Source organism: Bradyrhizobium sp. AS23.2, from assembly GCF_001908185.1.
Taxonomy (GTDB): domain Bacteria; phylum Pseudomonadota; class Alphaproteobacteria; order Rhizobiales; family Xanthobacteraceae; genus Bradyrhizobium.
Genome location: NZ_LGHM01000097.1, coordinates 12,035 through 29,895, shown reverse-complemented (window position 1 = coordinate 29,895; position 17,861 = coordinate 12,035). Strand labels below are relative to the sequence as shown.

General features: G+C 64.2%; 17 protein-coding genes and 1 pseudogene. 11 read left to right on the top strand and 7 right to left on the bottom strand.

What is annotated here, in order from left to right:
* Positions 1 to 41 precede the first annotated feature (41 nt).
* Positions 42 to 1,214, bottom strand: coding sequence for an MFS transporter (locus AC630_RS21000; protein ID WP_074120376.1), 1,173 nt, complete (start codon positions 1,212 to 1,214; stop codon positions 42 to 44).
* 59 nt (positions 1,215 to 1,273) lie between these two features.
* Here AC630_RS21000 and AC630_RS20995 point away from each other — a divergent pair, with 59 nt between their 5' ends.
* Entirely contained in the window at positions 1,274 to 2,071 is a 798-nt protein-coding gene (locus tag AC630_RS20995; RefSeq protein WP_074120400.1) for an AraC family transcriptional regulator, read from the top strand.
* A 277-nt stretch (positions 2,072 to 2,348) separates the two neighbouring features.
* A complete protein-coding gene (locus tag AC630_RS20990; protein ID WP_074120375.1) occupies positions 2,349 to 3,698 on the top strand; it encodes a malonyl-CoA decarboxylase in 1,350 nt (449 codons plus the stop codon).
* A gap of 316 nt (positions 3,699 to 4,014) precedes the next feature.
* On the opposite strand, the gene AC630_RS20985 is transcribed toward AC630_RS20990, so the two are convergent.
* The 6 genes and pseudogenes from AC630_RS20985 to AC630_RS20955 all read right to left on the bottom strand — a co-directional run bounded on the left by AC630_RS20985 (position 4,015) and on the right by AC630_RS20955 (position 8,437).
* Complete coding sequence (locus AC630_RS20985; RefSeq protein ID WP_074120374.1) at positions 4,015 to 4,302, bottom strand: GIY-YIG nuclease family protein; 288 nt, start codon at positions 4,300 to 4,302, stop codon at positions 4,015 to 4,017.
* Between the two features lie 207 nt (positions 4,303 to 4,509).
* Positions 4,510 to 5,679 carry a D(-)-tartrate dehydratase gene (gene tarD, locus AC630_RS20975; RefSeq protein ID WP_074120372.1) on the bottom strand — a complete coding sequence of 390 codons (1,170 nt, stop codon included), beginning with the start codon at positions 5,677 to 5,679 and terminating at the stop codon, positions 4,510 to 4,512.
* Between the two features lie 160 nt (positions 5,680 to 5,839).
* Complete coding sequence (locus tag AC630_RS20970) at positions 5,840 to 6,097, bottom strand: DUF3297 family protein (protein ID WP_074120371.1); 258 nt, start codon at positions 6,095 to 6,097, stop codon at positions 5,840 to 5,842.
* Positions 6,094 to 6,570: a glutathione peroxidase gene (locus AC630_RS20965; protein WP_074120370.1), complete on the bottom strand. Its 477-nt coding sequence runs from the start codon at positions 6,568 to 6,570 to the stop codon at positions 6,094 to 6,096. Before AC630_RS20965 ends, AC630_RS20970 begins: the two co-directional genes overlap by 4 nt.
* Before the next feature lie 2 nt (positions 6,571 to 6,572).
* Positions 6,573 to 7,974: pseudogene (locus tag AC630_RS20960) on the bottom strand (amidase family protein).
* 205 nt (positions 7,975 to 8,179) lie between these two features.
* Complete coding sequence (locus tag AC630_RS20955; RefSeq protein WP_074120369.1) at positions 8,180 to 8,437, bottom strand: DUF6894 family protein; 258 nt, start codon at positions 8,435 to 8,437, stop codon at positions 8,180 to 8,182.
* Positions 8,438 to 8,685: 248 nt separating this feature from the next.
* Between AC630_RS20955 and pqqA the strand changes: the two genes are divergently transcribed.
* The 9 genes from pqqA to AC630_RS20910 all read left to right on the top strand — a co-directional run bounded on the left by pqqA (position 8,686) and on the right by AC630_RS20910 (position 17,767).
* Positions 8,686 to 8,766 carry a pyrroloquinoline quinone precursor peptide PqqA gene (gene pqqA, locus AC630_RS20950; RefSeq protein ID WP_007595659.1) on the top strand — a complete coding sequence of 27 codons (81 nt, stop codon included), beginning with the start codon at positions 8,686 to 8,688 and terminating at the stop codon, positions 8,764 to 8,766.
* 118 nt (positions 8,767 to 8,884) lie between these two features.
* The gene (pqqB, locus tag AC630_RS20945) at positions 8,885 to 9,814 is read left to right on the top strand and encodes a pyrroloquinoline quinone biosynthesis protein PqqB (protein WP_074120368.1); all 930 of its coding nucleotides are present in this window, start codon (positions 8,885 to 8,887) and stop codon (positions 9,812 to 9,814) included.
* Positions 9,811 to 10,590 (top strand): pyrroloquinoline-quinone synthase PqqC, encoded by a 780-nt coding sequence (pqqC, locus tag AC630_RS20940; protein ID WP_074120367.1) that lies wholly within the window; start codon positions 9,811 to 9,813, stop codon positions 10,588 to 10,590. Before pqqB ends, pqqC begins: the two co-directional genes overlap by 4 nt.
* Before the next feature lie 12 nt (positions 10,591 to 10,602).
* A complete protein-coding gene (gene pqqD, locus AC630_RS20935; protein WP_074120366.1) occupies positions 10,603 to 10,914 on the top strand; it encodes a pyrroloquinoline quinone biosynthesis peptide chaperone PqqD in 312 nt (103 codons plus the stop codon).
* Entirely contained in the window at positions 10,911 to 12,110 is a 1,200-nt protein-coding gene (pqqE, locus tag AC630_RS20930; RefSeq protein WP_074120365.1) for a pyrroloquinoline quinone biosynthesis protein PqqE, read from the top strand. Before pqqD ends, pqqE begins: the two co-directional genes overlap by 4 nt.
* Entirely contained in the window at positions 12,100 to 13,086 is a 987-nt protein-coding gene (gene pip / locus AC630_RS20925; protein ID WP_074120364.1) for a prolyl aminopeptidase, read from the top strand. Before pqqE ends, pip begins: the two co-directional genes overlap by 11 nt.
* Positions 13,087 to 13,234: 148 nt before the next feature.
* Entirely contained in the window at positions 13,235 to 13,912 is a 678-nt protein-coding gene (locus tag AC630_RS20920; protein WP_074120363.1) for a DUF4286 family protein, read from the top strand.
* Positions 13,913 to 14,150: 238 nt separating this feature from the next.
* Positions 14,151 to 15,950: an FAD-dependent oxidoreductase gene (locus AC630_RS20915; protein WP_074120362.1), complete on the top strand. Its 1,800-nt coding sequence runs from the start codon at positions 14,151 to 14,153 to the stop codon at positions 15,948 to 15,950.
* A complete protein-coding gene (locus AC630_RS20910; RefSeq protein WP_074120361.1) occupies positions 15,920 to 17,767 on the top strand; it encodes a 2-oxoacid:acceptor oxidoreductase subunit alpha in 1,848 nt (615 codons plus the stop codon). The genes AC630_RS20915 and AC630_RS20910 overlap by 31 nt, the downstream gene beginning before the upstream one ends.
* Positions 17,768 to 17,861: the final 94 nt, after the last annotated feature.

Genomic DNA, 17,861 nt, shown 5'->3' with positions numbered 1-17,861 from the left:
TATGCGCGTTGCAGCTTGTCCGGGACACGAGAACACTGCCGTTAGGCCGCGGCCGGGGTCCTGATTTCGCGCGGCAGGATGATCGCAGCCGCGATCGCCAGCAGGCCGAGACCGGCAAAGGCGTGGAGCATGGTGACGAAGCCACCCTGCTCGTAGAGCCAGGCGACCAGGCCGACCGACGCGCCCGCCGCGGTGAAGCCGACGAAATAACGCACCGCATAGGCGCGCGAGCGCCATTCTTCGGTGGTGTATTTGCCGACCATGGCGTCGTTCACCGTGACCTGCCCGAACGCACCCATGACGATGCCGATCGAGACCACGATCAGCGGCAGATTGGACAGGCTCGCGGCGAGATACAGGAACGGCGCCAACATGAAGGACAGCGGCAGCGCCACCGTCTTCAGGGAGTAGCGGTCGAGCAGCCGGCCGATGGTGTACTGGGTCATCGCGCCGAACACATAGACGCAGGCCGCGATGACGCCGAGGAGTGCCGGGCTCTTGGTCAGATCGGCAAGCCGCTCCGCGAACAGCTTCGGCAGCGCCACGGTGACGGCGTTGAACGTCGTCGAGATCGCGATCACGACGATCAGCAGCGACAGGATCACGCGCCACATGTCCTGCTTGGCTACCCGCGCCTGCGCCGCCGCCTGCTTCGAGCCCTTGCGATCCTCGTGCACGACGGTCATCGCAAAGGCGATGCCGATCAGGATGGTGACGATGCCGGGAACGATGAAGGCAAACCGCCAGCCGAGATATTGGCCGATCACACCGGTGACCAGCGCGGACGAGGCGACGCCGAGATTGCCCCAGACGCCGTTCAGACCCATCTCGCGGCCGAGCCTGTCGGCATAGGACACGATCATCGCGGTGCCGACAGGGTGATAGATCGAGGCGAAGATGCCGATCGCGAGCAGCGCGGCGCCGAGCTGCGCCGGGGTCTGGACGAAGCCGACCGAGATCATGGACAGGCCGATGCCGATGAAGAAGATCAGCATCATGTGGCGGCGGCTCCAGCGGTCCCCGAGCCAGCCGGTGAGCAGCGAGCCGGCGCCGAAGGCGACGAAGCCCGGCGTCGCATAGGGCAGCAGTTCCGAATAGGCCATGCCGAGCGCCGGCCCCATGATGATCACGGCGGCCGCAAAGACCAGCATCGAATAATGATCGATGAAGTGGCCTGCGTTGACGAAACTGATCACCCGACCGGGGCTGTTCATACGAATCCTCTCCTGCTCCGAAATGAGTTATATGTCCTGGCCATGACGGGATGCTGCCAATGACTGTCGTCGAAACGCCAATCCGGGAGGTCCGGGGCAACCACCGCTCGACCGCGGGCGTGCACCTGGTCGCGCGCGACTATCCCAAGGGCCTGCGGCTTGATCCGCACATGCACCGCGAGGCGCAGCTCGTCTATGCAGCCCGCGGCACCATGCAGGTGACCACGCCCAAGGGGCGCTGGCTGGTGCCGCCGGACCGCGCCGTCTGGGTACCCGCCGGGCTCGAGCACGCCATCGATGTGCTCGCCGACATCGAGATGCGCACGCTCTATTTCGACCTGCCGTGGCTCAAACGCGAGCAGCGCGACGAGGGCCTGACCAAGGAGTTCGTGGTGCGGGTGTCGCCGCTGCTGCACCAGGCGATCCTGGCGCTGTTCGATGTACGCAATACCGAGGAGCGCACCGAGCTGCTGGTTCGTCTGGTGATGCTGGAATTGCACCAGGCCGAGGATTCCGCGACCTTCGTGCCGCTGCCGCGCGAGCCGCGCTGCCGGCGCGCCGCCATGATCGTGCTCGACGATCCCACCGGCCTGCACGACATAGACACGCTGGCACGCGAGGTCGGAACCTCGGCGCGCACGCTGTCGCGGTTGTTCTCGACCGAGACGCAACTGAGCTTCAAGAGCTGGTGCCAGCGCGCCCGCATCGCGGCAGCGATCCAGCGGCTGTCCACGGATGCGAATGTGTCCGTGAAACAGCTCGCCACCCAGCTCGGCTATGCCAGCGTGCCGGCGTTCTCCGCAGCGTTCCGTCAGGTGACGGGGCGGACGCCGACGGAGTTTGCGGGGAAGACGTAGCTCCACCCTCGGTGTCATTGCCCGCCTTGTGCGCAATTGCGCACTGGGGCGGGCAATCCAGTACTCCGAGACGGCCGTGATTGATCCGATGGGCCGCGGCGTACTGGATGCCCCTCCTGCACGGGGCATGACAGCCTTCTTGGGGCGCATAGCCGAGCACGCCTGACTCAATACGACCCAACTAAAGATGCCAAACTCTTGCGCTTGATTGTGATCGGCATCTGCCTAAATCCCGTGTAAGCTTCCGCAGCGCACAAACCGGAATCGAAAAGCCCAGATGGCCAACGCCTTCTTCTCCGACCTGCTCGCCACCATCTCCGAGCGCGGCCGCACGCTGCTTCGCCGAGGGGATTCCGCTAATACCAAGCAGGATGCCGACGGGCTGATCGAGCTCTGCGGTGCGCTGCTGTCCGGCCGTGGCGAAGCTTCGGGCACTGCCATGGCGCGTGAGGTGCTCGACATCTACCAGGAGTTGGATGCGGCAGGACGCCGCGCCTTCTTCGAAGGACTGGTGCGCGATTTCGGCCCGGACCGGGAACGTCTGGCCGAGGCGATCGAGAAATGGCGCGCCAAGCCGACCGACGAGGACGCAAGTTCTTTGCACTTCGCCTCGGAGCCGCGGCGGCAGGAACTGATCCGTCGTCTCAACCGAGCGCCTGGCGGCACCGGCGATCTCGTCAGCATGCGCGCCGACCTGCTCGGCATGATGAACGGACACACCGATTTCGCCGCGCTCGACCGCGACGTGTCGCATCTTCTCTCTTCGTGGTTCAACAGGGGGTTTCTCGTGCTGCGCAGGATTGACTGGTCGACCCCGGCCAACATCCTCGAAAAGATCATCCGTTACGAAGCCGTGCATGAGATCAGCGACTGGGACGATCTGCGCCGCCGTATCGATCCGGTCGACCGCCGCTGCTACGCCTTCTTCCATCCCGCGATGGTGGACGAACCGCTGATCTTCGTCGAGGTGGCGCTGACCGAGACGATCCCCGGCGCAATCGCGCCGCTGCTCGCGGTCGATCGCCAGCATCTGCCGATCGAGCGCGCGCGCACCGCCGTGTTCTATTCGATCTCCAACACCCAGCGCGGTCTTGGCGGCATCTCCTTCGGCAGCTTCCTGATCAAGCAGGTGGTGGAAGAGCTGCGCCGCGAAACGCCGAAGCTCGACACGTTCGTGACGCTGTCGCCGGTGCCGGGCCTCATGCCCTGGGTGAAGCAGGACAAGGAGCTGCCGCTGTCGGACGAGGATCGCGAGGTGCTGAAGCGCCTCGACGAGCCGAAGTGGTTCGAGAATGCGGAAGCGACCGCGCAGCTGCGCAGCGTGATCGAGCCGCTCGCGGCGTACTATTTCCTGAAGGCCCGCACGCCGAAGGGCCGGCTGATCGATTCCGTCGCTCGCTTCCATCTCGGCAACGGCGCGAGGCTCGAACGCATAAACTGGCTCGGCGACCTCTCGCCGAAGGGCGTGCGCGAGTCCGCCGGCGTCATGGTCAACTACCTCTACCGCCTCGACGACATCGAGAAGAATCACGAAGCTTACGCCAATGACGGCGAGGTCGTGGCCTCGAGCGCGGTGAAGAAGTTGCTGAAGGGCGAGCGGCGGCTGCTGGATATGCGGTTGTCGTAAGGGGACGGCTCGCGCCACATCGTCATTGCGAGCGCAGCGAAGCAATCCAGACCGCCTCCGCGGAAAGAATTCTGGATTGCTTCGCTGCGCTCGCAATGACGGAGAATGGGGCTACACCTCACGCTACCCCAGTCCATCGTTCGCCGCAGGCCGGGCGCCCGCAGACCACGCCATCCTCCGCCGTCATTGCGAGGAGCCCTTGCGACGAAGCAATCCAGACCGCCTTCGCAGAAAGATTCTGGATTGCTTCGCTTCGCTCGCGATGACGGAGCGGGTCTCGGCTGGTTGGGCCTAACAGCCGCAGCTCTCCCGGCGCTCAGATCAGCGTCTCGTACAGATCCGCCCAGTCCGGGTTGACGCTCTCGATCAACGCAAGCTTCTTCGCCCGGCTTCCGCCCTTGATCTGCTTCTCGCGCGCAATCGCGTCCGTCATCGTCGCGTGCAGCTCAAACCAGACGAGGAGCTTGCAGCCGTACTTCGATGAGAACCCCTTTACCAAGCCCTCGCGATGCTCGAATGCGCGGCGTGGCGGATTTGAAGTGACGCCAACATAGATCGTCCCATTGCGGCAATTGGCGAATATGTAAACGCAGGGCTGCTTCATGATTGCGCTCGATCAACGAGAGCATTCACAATATCACAACCACGAGATGATTGCGAGCAGCGGTTGCAATAAGCACACAAAATCGCAAGACTTTCGCCGCACCGTCATTGCGAGGAGCCCTTGCGACGAAGCAATCCAGACTGCCCGCGGAAAGATCTGGATTGCTTCGCTGCGCTCGCAATGACGGAGTGTGATGCCCCAGCCGGGCTACTCCGCCAGCGCCTTCATCTCCCTGTAGAGATCCGACTTGCTTTCAAACCCGATGCCCGGGAGGTCCGGCATGGTGATGTGGCCGTTCTCGACGCGCACACCATCCGGGAAGCCGCCATAGGGCTGGAACAGGTCGGGGTAGCTCTCGTTGCCGCCGAGGCCTAAGCCCGCGGCGATGTTGAGCGACATCTGGTGGCCGCCGTGCGGGATGCAGCGGCTTGGCGACCAGCCGCAGGTCTTCAACACTTCGAGCGTGCGCTGGTATTCGCACAGGCCGTAGGACAGCGCGCAGTCGAATTGCAGCCAGTCGCGGTCGGGGCGCATGCCGCCGTAGCGGAGAAGATTGCGGGCATCCTGGTGGCTGAACAGGTTTTCGCCTGTTGCCATCGGGCCCGGATAGAATTCGGCGAGTGCGGCCTGGAGCGCGTAGTCGAGGGGATCGCCGACCTCCTCGTACCAGAACAAGGGATAGTCCCGCAGCATCTTGGCGTAGGCAATCCCGGTCTCCAGGCCGAAGCGGCCGTTGGCATCGACCGCGAGCTGCGCGTCCTTGCCGATCTCCTTCAGCACCGCCTCGATGCGCGTGCGATCATCCTCGATCGGCGCGCCGCCGATCTTCATCTTCACGACGTTGTAGCCGCGGTCGAGATAGCCGCGCATCTCGCCGCGCAGCATCGCGAGGTCCTTGCCGGGATAATAGTAGCCGCCGGCGGCATAGACGAAGACGCGCGGATTGGCGGTCACGCCGTGGCGCTCGGCGAGCAGGCGAAACAGCGGCTTGCCCGCGATCTTCGCCACCGCGTCCCACACCGCCATGTCGATAGTGCCGACCGCAACCGAGCGCTCGCCATGGCCGCCGGGCTTCTCGTTGGTCATCATCGCGCCCCAGACCTTGTCGGGGTCGAGATTGTCGCCGGCCGCGTTCAGAAGCGACTTCGGGTCGGCCTCGAGAATGCGCGAGGCGAAGCGTTCGCGGATCAGGCCGCCCTGCCCATAGCGGCCGTTGGAGTTGAAGCCGTAGCCGACGACGCGCTTGCCATCGCGCACAACATCGGTGACGACGGCAACGAGGCTCGTCGTCATCTTGGTGAAGTCGATATAGGCGTTGCGGATCGGCGACGAGATCGGCTTGGTGATCTCGCGAACGTCGACGATGCGGACGGACATGGGAGTTGGCCTTTCCCTTTCGTCATTGCGAGCGAAGCGAAGCAATCCAGAGTGTCACCGTGGAAATAGTCTGGATTGCTTCGTCGCAAGAGCTCCTCGCAATGACGAGGAGAGGTCGCGGGCTCCTCGCAATGACGGGTGGAGAGAGCGCGGGCCGCGCTTACTTTTTGTCTCGAAAATACGGCTCGACCGGCCCGTGCACCTTGATCGTCAGCGGATTGCCGTAGCGGTCCTTGGCGTTGCCTGCGGTGACGCGGACCCAGCCTTCGCTGATGCAGTACTCCTCGACATTGGTCTTCTCGATGCCCTTGAAGCGGATGCCGACGTCGCGCGCCAGGATGTCCGCGTTGTAATAGGAGCTGTTCGGGTCGACCGACAGGCGGTCCGGAAATTCGTCGCTCATGATTGTCTCGCTCATAACAGGGTCTCGATTTTCTGCCGCAGTCCTTCGGGCCGGGCGGTCGGCGCGTAGCGCGCGACCACCTTGCCGGCACGGTCCACCAGGAATTTGGTGAAATTCCATTTGATGGAGGCCCCGAGCAGGCCGGATTGCTGGTGTTTCAGGTACTCATACAGGGGGTGCGCATGGGCGCCGTTGACGTCGATCTTCTCGAACAAGGGAAAGGTGACGTCGTAGTTGGTCGAGCAGAACGCCTGAATCTCGCTCGCCTGCCCCGGCTCCTGCGCGCCGAACTGGTTGCAGGGAAAGCCGAGCACCGAGAAGCCGCGCGGCGACAGGTCGCGGTGCAGCTCCTCGAGCCCGCGATATTGCGGCGTGAAGCCGCATTTGCTCGCGGTGTTGACGATCAGGAGCACCTGTCCCTCGAAGCGGCGCAGGGCGACCTCCTCGCCGGCAAGCGAGTTGGCCTTGAAGTCGTAGATGACAGACATCGCTAACCCACAGGATCGATCGGCGACGGCGGCACACCGCCCGCCTCGATCGCTTCGCCCGCGAGCAAGCACAGATCCTCGCGATAGCGGCTAGAGACGATGTGCACGCCGACCGGCGCCTTGCCGACGAGACCGGTCGAGACCACGAGGCCCGGCAGGCCCATGAACGGAATCGCGATCTGCGGCAGCTGGGCTTCCCAGACGCGCTTGAAGGACTCGTCGTCCTTGCGGTCGAGATGATCGGGGAACGGCAGCTCGCCGGAGACCGGCGTCAGCAGCACGGCATATTTTTCGAAGAACAGCATCCATTCGCGGGTCAGCGTGGCGCGGCGCGTGAGCGCCTTCGCGTAGTTGGCCTGGTCCATTGGCGTGACCCTGGCGCGGTTGCCGCGCAGACAGGCCAGCGCGCCGGGATCGCCCTCACGCTCGGCCATCTCGAGCTGCGCCTCGTAGCCGTCGCCGAGCCAGAGTTTTATCTGCCACTCGACCGCCTCTCGCATCGGCGGGGTATTCTCGATCACATCGACGGTCCACCCCGCCCGCTCCAGGCGCTTGCCGGCATCGCTCACCGCGGCCTTTACTTCCGCCGTGGTCGCAAGGCCGTCCGGGTTGAGGCAGAGCGCGGCGCGCTTCGGCCTCGCCGGGCCCTCCAGCGGCACCGGGACCCACCAGGGATCGCGCACGTCGCGCGCCGACATCGCGGCGAGCGAAATCCTGATGTCGTTGACGGTGCGCGCCAGGGGTCCCGACACCGCCATGATCTGCGGCCCGATCGGGCGCTCCGGCAGCGCGGGATTGAAGGCCGGGATGCGGCCCAGGGTCGGACGCAAGCCATGCACGCCACAGGCATAGGCGGGGTAGCGGATCGAGCCGGCAATGTCGGTGCCGTGGGCGATATGGCCGATGCCGGCCGCGACGGCCGACCCGGCGCCACCAGACGAGCCGCCCGGCGTCAGCGAAGCGTCGCGGGGGTTCTTGGTGTCGCCATGGACCAGATTGGTGGTGAACCAGCGATAGGAGAAGGCCGGGCAATTGGTGCGGCCGAGCAGGATGGCGCCGGCATTGCGGAAATTGGCAACCACCGGATTGTCCTCGCGCGCGATCAGGTCGCGCTGCAGCTTGAGGCCGTTGGTGGTGGCAAAGCCTTCCTGGTCGACATTGGCCTTGATGGTGACCGGCACGCCGGCCAGCACCCCGGGGTCCTCCCCCCTCCGCGATCGCGGCATCGACGGCGTCAGCCTGCTTGAGCACGTCTTCCGGCCGGTGGTCGATCACGGCGTTGAGCTTGGGATTGACCGCATCCAGCCGGGCGAGGCCAGCCTTGGCCGCCTCCTTGGCTGACACCTTCCTGGACTTGACGAGGGTAGCGAGGTCGGCGGCCGACAGGCGCCAGAGATCTTGCATGGCTTGCTCCGTGTGACCGGCGTCTTTTAGCGCCGGGAACGCGGCAAAGCCATTCGGATTTCGCAGAGATATCACCGTCATTGCGAGCGCAGCGAAGCAATCCAGCGGCCCTCGGCGGAGGCAGCCTGGATTGCTTCGTCGCAAGGGCTCCTCGCAATGACGGTGGAGAGAGAGTGCACTTCCGCGAAGGTACGGCTATGTCTCTCTAGTGCCGCGTGGCCGACTGGTCCGGCATGTCCAGCAGGGCCTCGCTGAAGGGAAACTCGAGCACGATGTCGCCCTCGACATCGGTCACCTCGATCACCGCCTCGAGCAGCGCCGGCTGGGCACCTTCCGATTTCACCACTTCCAGGATCATCTGGCGGGCGACTTCCCAGGCGCGATCGGGGTTGCGCAGGTCCTCGCCGTCAGGATCCACGATCAACTCGTCGCCGATACGGGTATTGAAGAAGTATCTGGGCATTACCGAATTCCAGTTGGGTCGCCTGTACCGGATTGAAAGCTGCACTGCACTCACAACTGCTTTATCAGGACAGGCTTCGCGACCGAATGCGCCACGCGCAAGGCAGCGTCACGAGAAGTGATGTTCCGCGATCATTTTTCGCGGCGCAACATGCGTTTATCGGGAAAATTTCACTGGCGAACTTTTGCGCCCGCACTAATTTAACCCGTGGGCGGATACGTCCGAATTCGCGAATATGGAGAGCCAAAATGGCCTGGAAAGCCCCCAAGATCGTCGAAGTGCCCTGCGGCATGGAAATCAACATGTATGTGAGCGCCACCCGCAAGTAAGCGGTTGGTGAGTTCGCCTTCCGCGCAGGTGGATCTTTCGGTCACGATAGGTTTCCGGAAGATCGAGGCTGTCTCGGCCTGAGATCCACCTCGCGACATTCCCTCCAGGAGACGGATTATGCTTCGCGTCGTCGTCCTGGGCGCCGGGGCCGGCGGCGGGGTACCGCAATGGAATTGCGGCTGCGAGGGCTGCCGGGCGGCCCGTACGAATGGCCATGAGCTTCAGAGGACCCAGGCCTCGGTCGCCTTCAGCGGCGACGGCGAGCACTGGTTCCTGATCAACGCCTCACCCGACCTTCGCCAGCAATTGAACGCCACGCCGCAGCTGCATCCGAAGGCTGGCGCGTTGCGCCACACGCCGATTGCGGGCGTGATCCTGACCAACAGCGAGGTGGATGCGGTCGCAGGCCTGCTTTCGATGCGCGAGGGCTCGCCCTTCACGGTCTATGCGCATGAGAAGGTGCTGGCGATCCTGAAGAGCAACAGCATCTTCAACGTGCTGAACGAAAAGAACGTACGGCGCCAGCCGATGGCTATCCGCGAGCCGTTCGAGCCGCGGCTCACCGATGGTGCGCGCTCGGGACTCGAAGTGCTGCCCTTCGCGGTGCCCGGCAAGTCGGCCTGGTATCTCGAAGGCAAGGCACATCCCGGCGGCGACACCGGCGACGGCGATACGCTGGGGCTGAAGATCACCGACAAGTCGACCGGCAAGTGCTTCTACTTCATCGCCGCCTGCGCCGAGGTGACCGACGCGCTCAAGGCCGAGATCGACGGCGCCGCACTGGTGTTCTTCGACGGCACGGTCTGGCGGGACGACGAGATGATCAAGGCCGGGCTCGGCCACAAGACCGGCAAGAGCATGGGACATGTCGCGATGTCCGGCGATGACGGCGCGATCGCGCGGCTGGCCGATCTCAATATCGACAGGAAGCTGTTTCTGCATATCAATAACTCGAATCCGGCGCTGCTGCCTGGCTCCATCGAGCGCAAAGCCACTGAGGAGGCGGGCTGGCAGATTCCCGCCGATGGAACGGAGATCGTGCTGTGAATGCCGCGTCACTGACTGGAATGACCGCGCTCTCGATCGGCAAGGACGTCAGGCTCAACTCGGCCGAGGAGCTGGAGGCGACGCTGCGCCATATCGGCGCGACGCGCTATCACAGCCTGCATCCGTTCCATAAGCTGCTGCACGGCGGCAAGCTCAACAAGGGCCAGGTACAGGCCTGGGCGCTGAACCGCTACTATTACCAGAGCACGATCCCGATCAAGGACGCGGTGGTGATCTCGCGCTTCCGCGACCGCGCCACGCGCCTGGAATGGCGCCACCGCATCGAGGACCATGACGGCGATATCGGCTCTGAGGGCGGCATCGAGCGCTGGCTCAAGCTGACCGAGGGCCTCGGGCTCGACACCGCCTATGTGGAATCGACCGAAGGGATTCTGCCGGCGACGCGCTTTGCGGTGGAGGCCTATGTCCATTACTGCCGCGAGAAGAGCCCGCTGGAGGCGATCGCCTCCTCGCTCACCGAGCTGTTCGCGCCGAACCTGCACGAAGAACGTATCGCCGGGATGCTGGAGCACTACGACTTCGTCAACCCTGACATCATGAGCTACTTCAAGCGCCGTCTGGCGCAGGCACCGCGTGACGCCGGCTTCGCGCTCGACTACGTCAAGGCGCATGCGAGGACGCCTGAGGAGCGCGCCTCCGTCTGCAATGCGCTGATCTTCAAGACCAACGTGCTGTGGGTGCAGCTCGATGCGCTCTACCACGCCTATGTCGAAGGCCACATTCCGCCGGGCGCGTTCGTGCCCAAGGCGAGCTGAAGAGGAACAGAAATGGCCGGGCCGCGTCATATCAGCGTCAGCGAGGCAAGCCGCCCCGTGCTGCCGCGGCATGCCAAGCTGAAATACGACGAGACGCGAAAAGTCTGGGTGATCCTGGCGCCGGAACGGGTGCTGGCGCCCGACGAAATCGCTGTCGAGGTCTTGCAGCTCTGCAACGGCGAGCGCAATGTTGGCGACGTTGCCGACCAGCTCGCAGCGAAATACGCCGCGCCGCGCGAGGCAATCCTCACCGACGTCATCGCCATGCTGCAGGATCTCGCCGACAAGGGCTTTCTCACCGAGGCCCGGGAGAAGACGTCATGAGCGACGTGCTCGGCAATCCCGCCATCCCGCCTGACGCCAGCGACAGCCTCGCGGTGCTGGAGAAGCAGCGCTCGACCGCGGAAACCTTTGGCATTCCGCTCGCCGTGCTGCTCGAAATCACCCACCGCTGTCCGCTGCAATGTCCCTATTGCTCCAACCCGGTCGAGCTCGACCGCTCGGGCAAGGAGCTGACGACGGATGAATGGAAGAAGGTCCTGAGCGAGCTCGCCGAGATCGGCGTGCTGCAGGTCCACTTCTCCGGGGGCGAGCCGACGGCGCGGAAGGACCTCGTCGAGCTGGTCAAGCATGCCAGCGACGTCGGCCTCTACACCAATCTCATCACCTCGGCCGTGCTGCTGACGCGCGACAGGCTGAGTGACCTCGCAGATGCCGGGCTCTGCCACGTGCAGATCAGCTTCCAGGGCACCGAAGACGGCCTTTCGGACCGCGTCGCCGGCTACAAGGGCGCGCATCACAAGAAGCTCGAGGTCGCGAAGTGGACGCGCGAGCTTGACCTGCCGCTCACCGTGAACGCGGTGATGCACCGCCAGAACCTGCACCAGCTCCCCGACGTCATCCAGATGGCGATCGATCTCGACGCCGACCGGCTCGAGGTCGCCAATGTGCAGTATTACGGCTGGGCGCTGAAGAACCGCGCCGCGCTGATGCCGACGGTGGCGCAGCTCGATGAGGCCACGCGCATCGTCGAGGAAGCACGCGAGCGGCTGAAGGGGACGCTTGCGATCGACTACGTCGTTCCCGACTATTACGCGCTGCGCCCGAAGAAATGCATGGGCGGCTGGGGCCGTCAGTTCTTCAACATTTCACCGGCCGGCAAGGTGCTGCCCTGCCACGCGGCCGAGAGCATCACCGGGCTCGACTTCGAATCCGTTCGTTCAAATCATTCGATCGCCTGGATCTGGCAGAACTCGGACGCCTTCAACCGCTATCGCGGCACCGGCTGGATGAAGGAGCCGTGCAAGTCCTGCGAATTCCGCGAGATCGATTTCGGCGGCTGCCGCTGCCAGGCCTTCGCGCTGACGGGCGATGCCGCCAACACCGATCCGGCCTGCGCGCTGTCGCCACTGCACGAGACCATCTTCAAACAGGCCGAACGCGAGGCCGAGGGCGAGACCAACCGCTTCATCTACCGCAACTTCGCCGGCGGCACTCTGGAATCCGAGAATGGTGCCTGACGCCGACGCGGCCGCATCCGCCAAACGTACCGATCCCTTTGTGCCGCTGACCTCCGAAATGCTCGACGTCGGCGACGGCCACGAGCTCTACGTCGAAAGCGTCGGCCGCACTGAGGGCATTCCCGCAGTCTATCTGCATGGCGGCCCCGGCAGCGGATGCCAGCCCGACCATCGCCGCCTGTTCGATCCCGATCGCTTCTGCGCGGTGCTGTTCGACCAGCGCGGCTGCGGCCGCAGCCGGCCGAAGGGATCGCGCGAGCACAACACGACGCAGCATCTGATCGCGGACATGGAGAAGCTCCGCGAGAGATTTGGTTTCGACCGCTGGATGCTCGTCGGCGGCTCCTGGGGCGCAACGCTGGCGCTGGCTTACGCAGAGGCGCATCCCGCGCGCGTCTCCGGCATCGCGCTGCGCGCGACCTTCCTGGGCACGCGGGCCGAAGTCGAAACGGCCTTCACCTTGCGCCTGCGGCAGTTCTATCCCGCTCTTCACGAGGACTTTCTGAGCGTGCTGCCGCTAGATGAGCGCGAGCAGCCGGCGGACGCCTATTGGCGCCGCATTCTCGACGCCGATCCTGCCGTTCACGGGCCCGCGGCGCGCGCCTGGCATGACACCGAGCGCACATTGTCCGAGCACAAGCCCGCAAAGACGCGACTGGACCTCGCCTCGCTGAACGTCTGGCGCACACTGCCCGCGACGCCGTTCATGGAGGCGCATTATTTCATCAACAATTCCTTCATGACGGAACACCAGTTGTTGCGAAATGCGGGCCGGCTATCCGGCATTCCCGGCATCATCGTCCAGGGGCGCTACGATCTGTTGTGCCCTCCTGAGACATCCGAGGCGCTCGCGAAAGTTTGGCCGGGTTCCGAGGTTCGCCTCGTGGAAGAAGCCGGACATTCGCTCTATGATGCCGGCGTCAGGGACGCGGTCATGAGGTCGATCGCGGACCTTGCTTCGAAAGCCACGCGCTAGAATCTAGCCCCTCATCCTGAGGAGCGCTCCAAGGAGCGCGTCTCGAAGGATAGAGGCCGAGGTGCTGCAGTGGGGCCTTTCATGGCTCGAGACGCCGCGTTCCGCGGCTCCTCACCATGAGGGTCTGCAAGGGAAGGACAACAAGAAAATGCCGCTCGCCGGGAAAGGCATGCTGCTGACGTCGATGAACATCGACGAGGCTGATGAGGCCGATTTCAATCGCTGGTACGATCGCGAGCATCTGGAAGAGCGCGTCGCGATCGAGGGTTTCCTGGAGGCGCGGCGCTATGTCGCGCACGCCGCCAATCCCAAATATCTCTGCCTCTATTCGACCGCGACGCTCGACGTGCTCGACAGTCCCGCCTACCGAACACGGCTCGCAAATCAGACCCGTTGGTCGCGGCGGACCATGGCGCGCTTCAAGAACATGCTGCGCGTGGTCGCACGCATCACCATCAGCAATGGCACCGGACGCGGCGCCGCGCTCGGCGTCGTGCGGCTGCGGCCAACGCCCGACAATGCCGGTGCATGGCGTGATGCACTGCAAGAAAAGCTGGCGCCGGAACCGCACGAGGGCATCATCTCGATGCATCTGCTCGAGAGCGAGCCGGAACTGTCCAGCGCAACGGTGGAGGTTCCGGTTGTGCGCAACGAAGGCGCACGCGACTGGTTCGTGCTGATCGACGGCACGCATGTCGGCGCGGTCTCGGCCGTGATCGCCGAACGCCTCACCGGCCCTGCTGCCGCGCCCTTCCCGCTGCCCGTCTCCGTCGGCACTTACAGCCTGATGTGGGATCTCGCGAAGAGCGACATCGCGCGCGGCTAAGCAGCTATCCGCAGCGCAATATATTGCACCGCCGCATTACTGCGCGCGGCCGCTAATGCTGTCTGCGCGCGGCTCCCATGAAAGCAGGTAATCGCGAAAATTTGCCGTTGTACTTCGGAACGGTTCTAATAAGCTAACCTCATGACGTCATTCAGAAACCAGATCGACGCGCGCTAAAGCGTTCGCCAAGCTCAAGAAAAGGCCGCGGGGTCTTTGGGCCTGCGCGGACAGGGTAGGAATGAAACCGACCGATATCGCGGCCCCCGACTACTTTCACAAAGTGGTCGATTGCCAGTGGGCCTGTCCTGCGCACACCCCGGTTCCCGAATACATTCGACTGATCGCACAAGGCCGCTACAGCGACGCCTATATGATCAATTGGAAATCGAACGTGTTTCCCGGAATTCTGGGACGCACCTGCGATCGTCCATGCGAGCCGGCGTGCCGCCGCGGACGCGTCGAGGAAACTCCCGTCGCGATCTGCCGCCTGAAGCGCGTCGCGGCTGACTTCAAGGACGACATCAAGCAGCGCCTGCCGCGCCCCTCACCCAGGAACGGCAAGCGCATTGCGCTGGTCGGCGGCGGCCCGGCTTCGCTGACCGTGGCGCGCGATCTCGCACCGCTCGGCTATCACTGCACCGTGTTCGATGCCGATCCGGAAGCCGGCGGCATGATGCGCACCCAGATCCCGAAGTTCCGCCTGCCCAATTCGGTGATCGACGAGGAGACCGGCTACATCCTCAATCTCGGCGTCGAGTTCAAAGGCGGTCATCGCATCGACAGCATGACGTCGCTGCTTGCGGAGAAGTACGACGCGATCTTCGTCGGCTCCGGCGCGCCGCGCGGCCGCGAGCTCGACATTCCCGGCCGGAAAGAGGCGGCCGCCAACATCCACATCGGCATCGAGTGGCTGGCCTCGGTCTCGTTCGGCCATACCGACAAGATCGGCAAGCGCGTGATCGTGCTCGGCGGCGGCAACACCGCGATGGATTGCTGCCGCACCGCGCGCCGCCTCGGCGGCGAGAGCGTCAAGGTGGTCGTCCGCTCCGGCTTCGAGGAGATGAAGGCCTCGCCCTGGGAGAAGGAGGACGCGATCCACGAGGACATTCCGATCCTCAACTACATGGTGCCGTTGGCATTCAAGCATGTCGCCGGCAAGCTGATCGGCGTCACCTTCCAGAAGGTGAAGGCCGAATACGACGCCAGGGGCCGTCGCAACCTGGTGCCGTCAGGCGAGCCGGACGAGACGATCGCCTGCGACGACGTGCTGGTCGCGGTCGGCCAGGAGAACGCCTTCCCCTGGATCGAAAAGGACTGCGGCATCGAGTTCGACAAATGGCACATGCCCAAGGTCGATCCGAAGACGTTCGTGTCCACCAACCCGAAAGTGTTCTTTGGCGGCGACGCCGCGTTCGGCCCCAAGAACATCATCTGGGCAGTCGCGCACGGCCATGACGCCGCGCTGTCGATCCACAAGATGCTCTCGGGCGAGGACATCAGCGAACGCCCGCTGCCGGAGGTGCACGTCTCCTCGCAGAAGATGGGCATCCACGAATGGAGCTATGACAACGACATCTCCAACGACAAGCGCTTCAAGGTGCCGCATCGCGACAAGGTCGTCGCACTGAAGGACATCCGCGCCGAGGTCGAGCTAGGCTACGACGTCAAGCTGGCGCTTGGCGAAGCCGAGCGCTGCCTGAACTGCGACGTCCAGACAGTGTTCTCGACCTCGCTCTGCATCGAATGCGATGCCTGCGCCGACATCTGTCCGATGGATTGCATCACCTTCACTGACAACGGCGAGGAAAGCGATCTTCGCCAGCGCCTGAAGGCGCCTTCGCCGCATCCGGACCAGGACCTCTACGTCTCCAGCGACCTCAAGACCGGGCGCGTGATGGTGAAGGACGAAGACGTCTGCCTGCATTGCGGGTTGTGCGCCGAGCGTTGTCCCACCGGCGCCTGGGACATGCAGAAATATTTCATCGAAATGACCGACGCAGGATCATCATGCCCGACAAAAAGCCGATCAGCCGCGTAAACGACTTCGTCGTCCGCTTCGCCAACGTCAACGGCTCGGGCTCGGCTAGCGCCAACGAGATGTTCGCGCGCGCGATCCTGCGCCATGGCGTTCCGGTGAGCCCACGCAACATCTTCCCCTCCAACATTCAGGGCCTGCCGACCTGGTACGAGGTGCGGGTGACCGAGGACGGCCATCTCGGTGCCCGCGGCGGCGTGGACATGATGGTGGCGATGAACCCTCAGACCTGGGACAAGGATGTCGCCGGCATCGAGCCCGGCGGCTATCTGTTCTACGATTCCACCAAGCCGATGCCGTCGACCAAATTCCGCGACGACATCACCGTGATCGGCGTGCCGCTCACCGCGATCACCAACTCGACCTACACCGATCCGCGCCAGCGCCAGCTGTTCAAGAACATCATCTATTTGGGCAGCCTCTCCGCGTTGCTCGACATGGACCCGAAGTTGATCGAGCAGCTGATCGGCGAGCAGTACAAGGGCAAGGAGAAGCTGCTCTCATCCAACGTCCATGCGCTGCATCTCGGCCGCGACTGGGCGCTGCAGAACCTGAAATGCCCGATCGGGCTATGGGTGAAGAAATCCGACAAGGTCGGCGACCGCATCTTCATCGAGGGCAACAGCGCGGCCGCGCTCGGCGCAGTCTATGGTGGCGCCACCGTATGCGCATGGTACCCGATCACACCGTCCTCGTCGGTGGCGGAAGCCTTCACCAGCCACTGCAAGAAGTACCGGCACGACCCTGAGACCGGCAAGGCGAAATACGCGATCGTGCAGGGCGAGGACGAACTCGCCTCGATCGGCATCGTGATCGGCGCGTCCTGGAACGGCGCCCGTGCCTTCACCGCGACCTCCGGCCCCGGCATCTCGCTGATGACGGAATTCATCGGCCTGTCCTACTTCGCCGAGATCCCGGCCGTCATCATGAACATCCAGCGCGCCGGCCCCTCCACAGGCATGCCGACCCGCACCCAGCAATGCGACATCATCGCCTGCGCCTATGCTTCGCATGGCGACACCAAGCATGTGCTGCTGTTCCCCGAGGATCCCGCCGAAGCCTTCGAGTTCGCGGCGGCGGCCTTCGATCTCGCCGAACGGCTGCAGACCACGATCTTCCTGATGCTCGACCTCGACATCGGCATGAACCACCGGCTCTGCCGCCCGCTGAAGTGGGACGACGCGCGGCAATACGACCGCGGCAAGGTGATGACCGCGGAGATGCTGGAGGAGGGCCGCGACTTCGGCCGCTATCTCGACGTCGATGGCGACGGCATCCCCTACCGCACCTATCCCGGCACGCATCCGACCAAGGGCTCCTACTTCACCCGCGGCACCTCGCGCGACCGCTATGCGCGCTATTCCGAGGAGGGCTCGGTCTATGCCGACAACATGCAGCGCCTCGTGCGCAAGTTCGAGACCGCACAGGATCTGGTGCCGCGGCCGCTGCAGGCCAATGCGGAACGGCCGACCAAATACGGCGTGATCTATTTCGGCTCGACCTCGCCAGCGATGGACGAGGCGATCGGGCTCTTGGAAGCGCGCGGGCATCAGCTCGATCGGCTGCGCATCCGCGCCTTCCCGTTCCACTCCAGCGTGGCGAGCTTCCTCGCCGAGCACGACTTCGTCTACGTGGTCGAGCAGAACCGCGACAGCCAGCTTCGCCAGCTCATCGTCAACGAGAACGGCATCGACCCGGTACGCCTCGTGCCGATCGTGCACTATGACGGCACCCCGATCACCGCCCGTTTCATCGCAAAAGCCATTGGCGACCATCAGGATCACCTCAAGGTGACCCCGCTCCGCAAGGCCGTATCATGACCTGCGCTTTGCTCTTCTCATCGTCATGCCCGGGCATAGCCGTCCGAAGGACGGCGTCGCTTCCGCTCGCCTATGCCCGGGCATCCACGCCTTT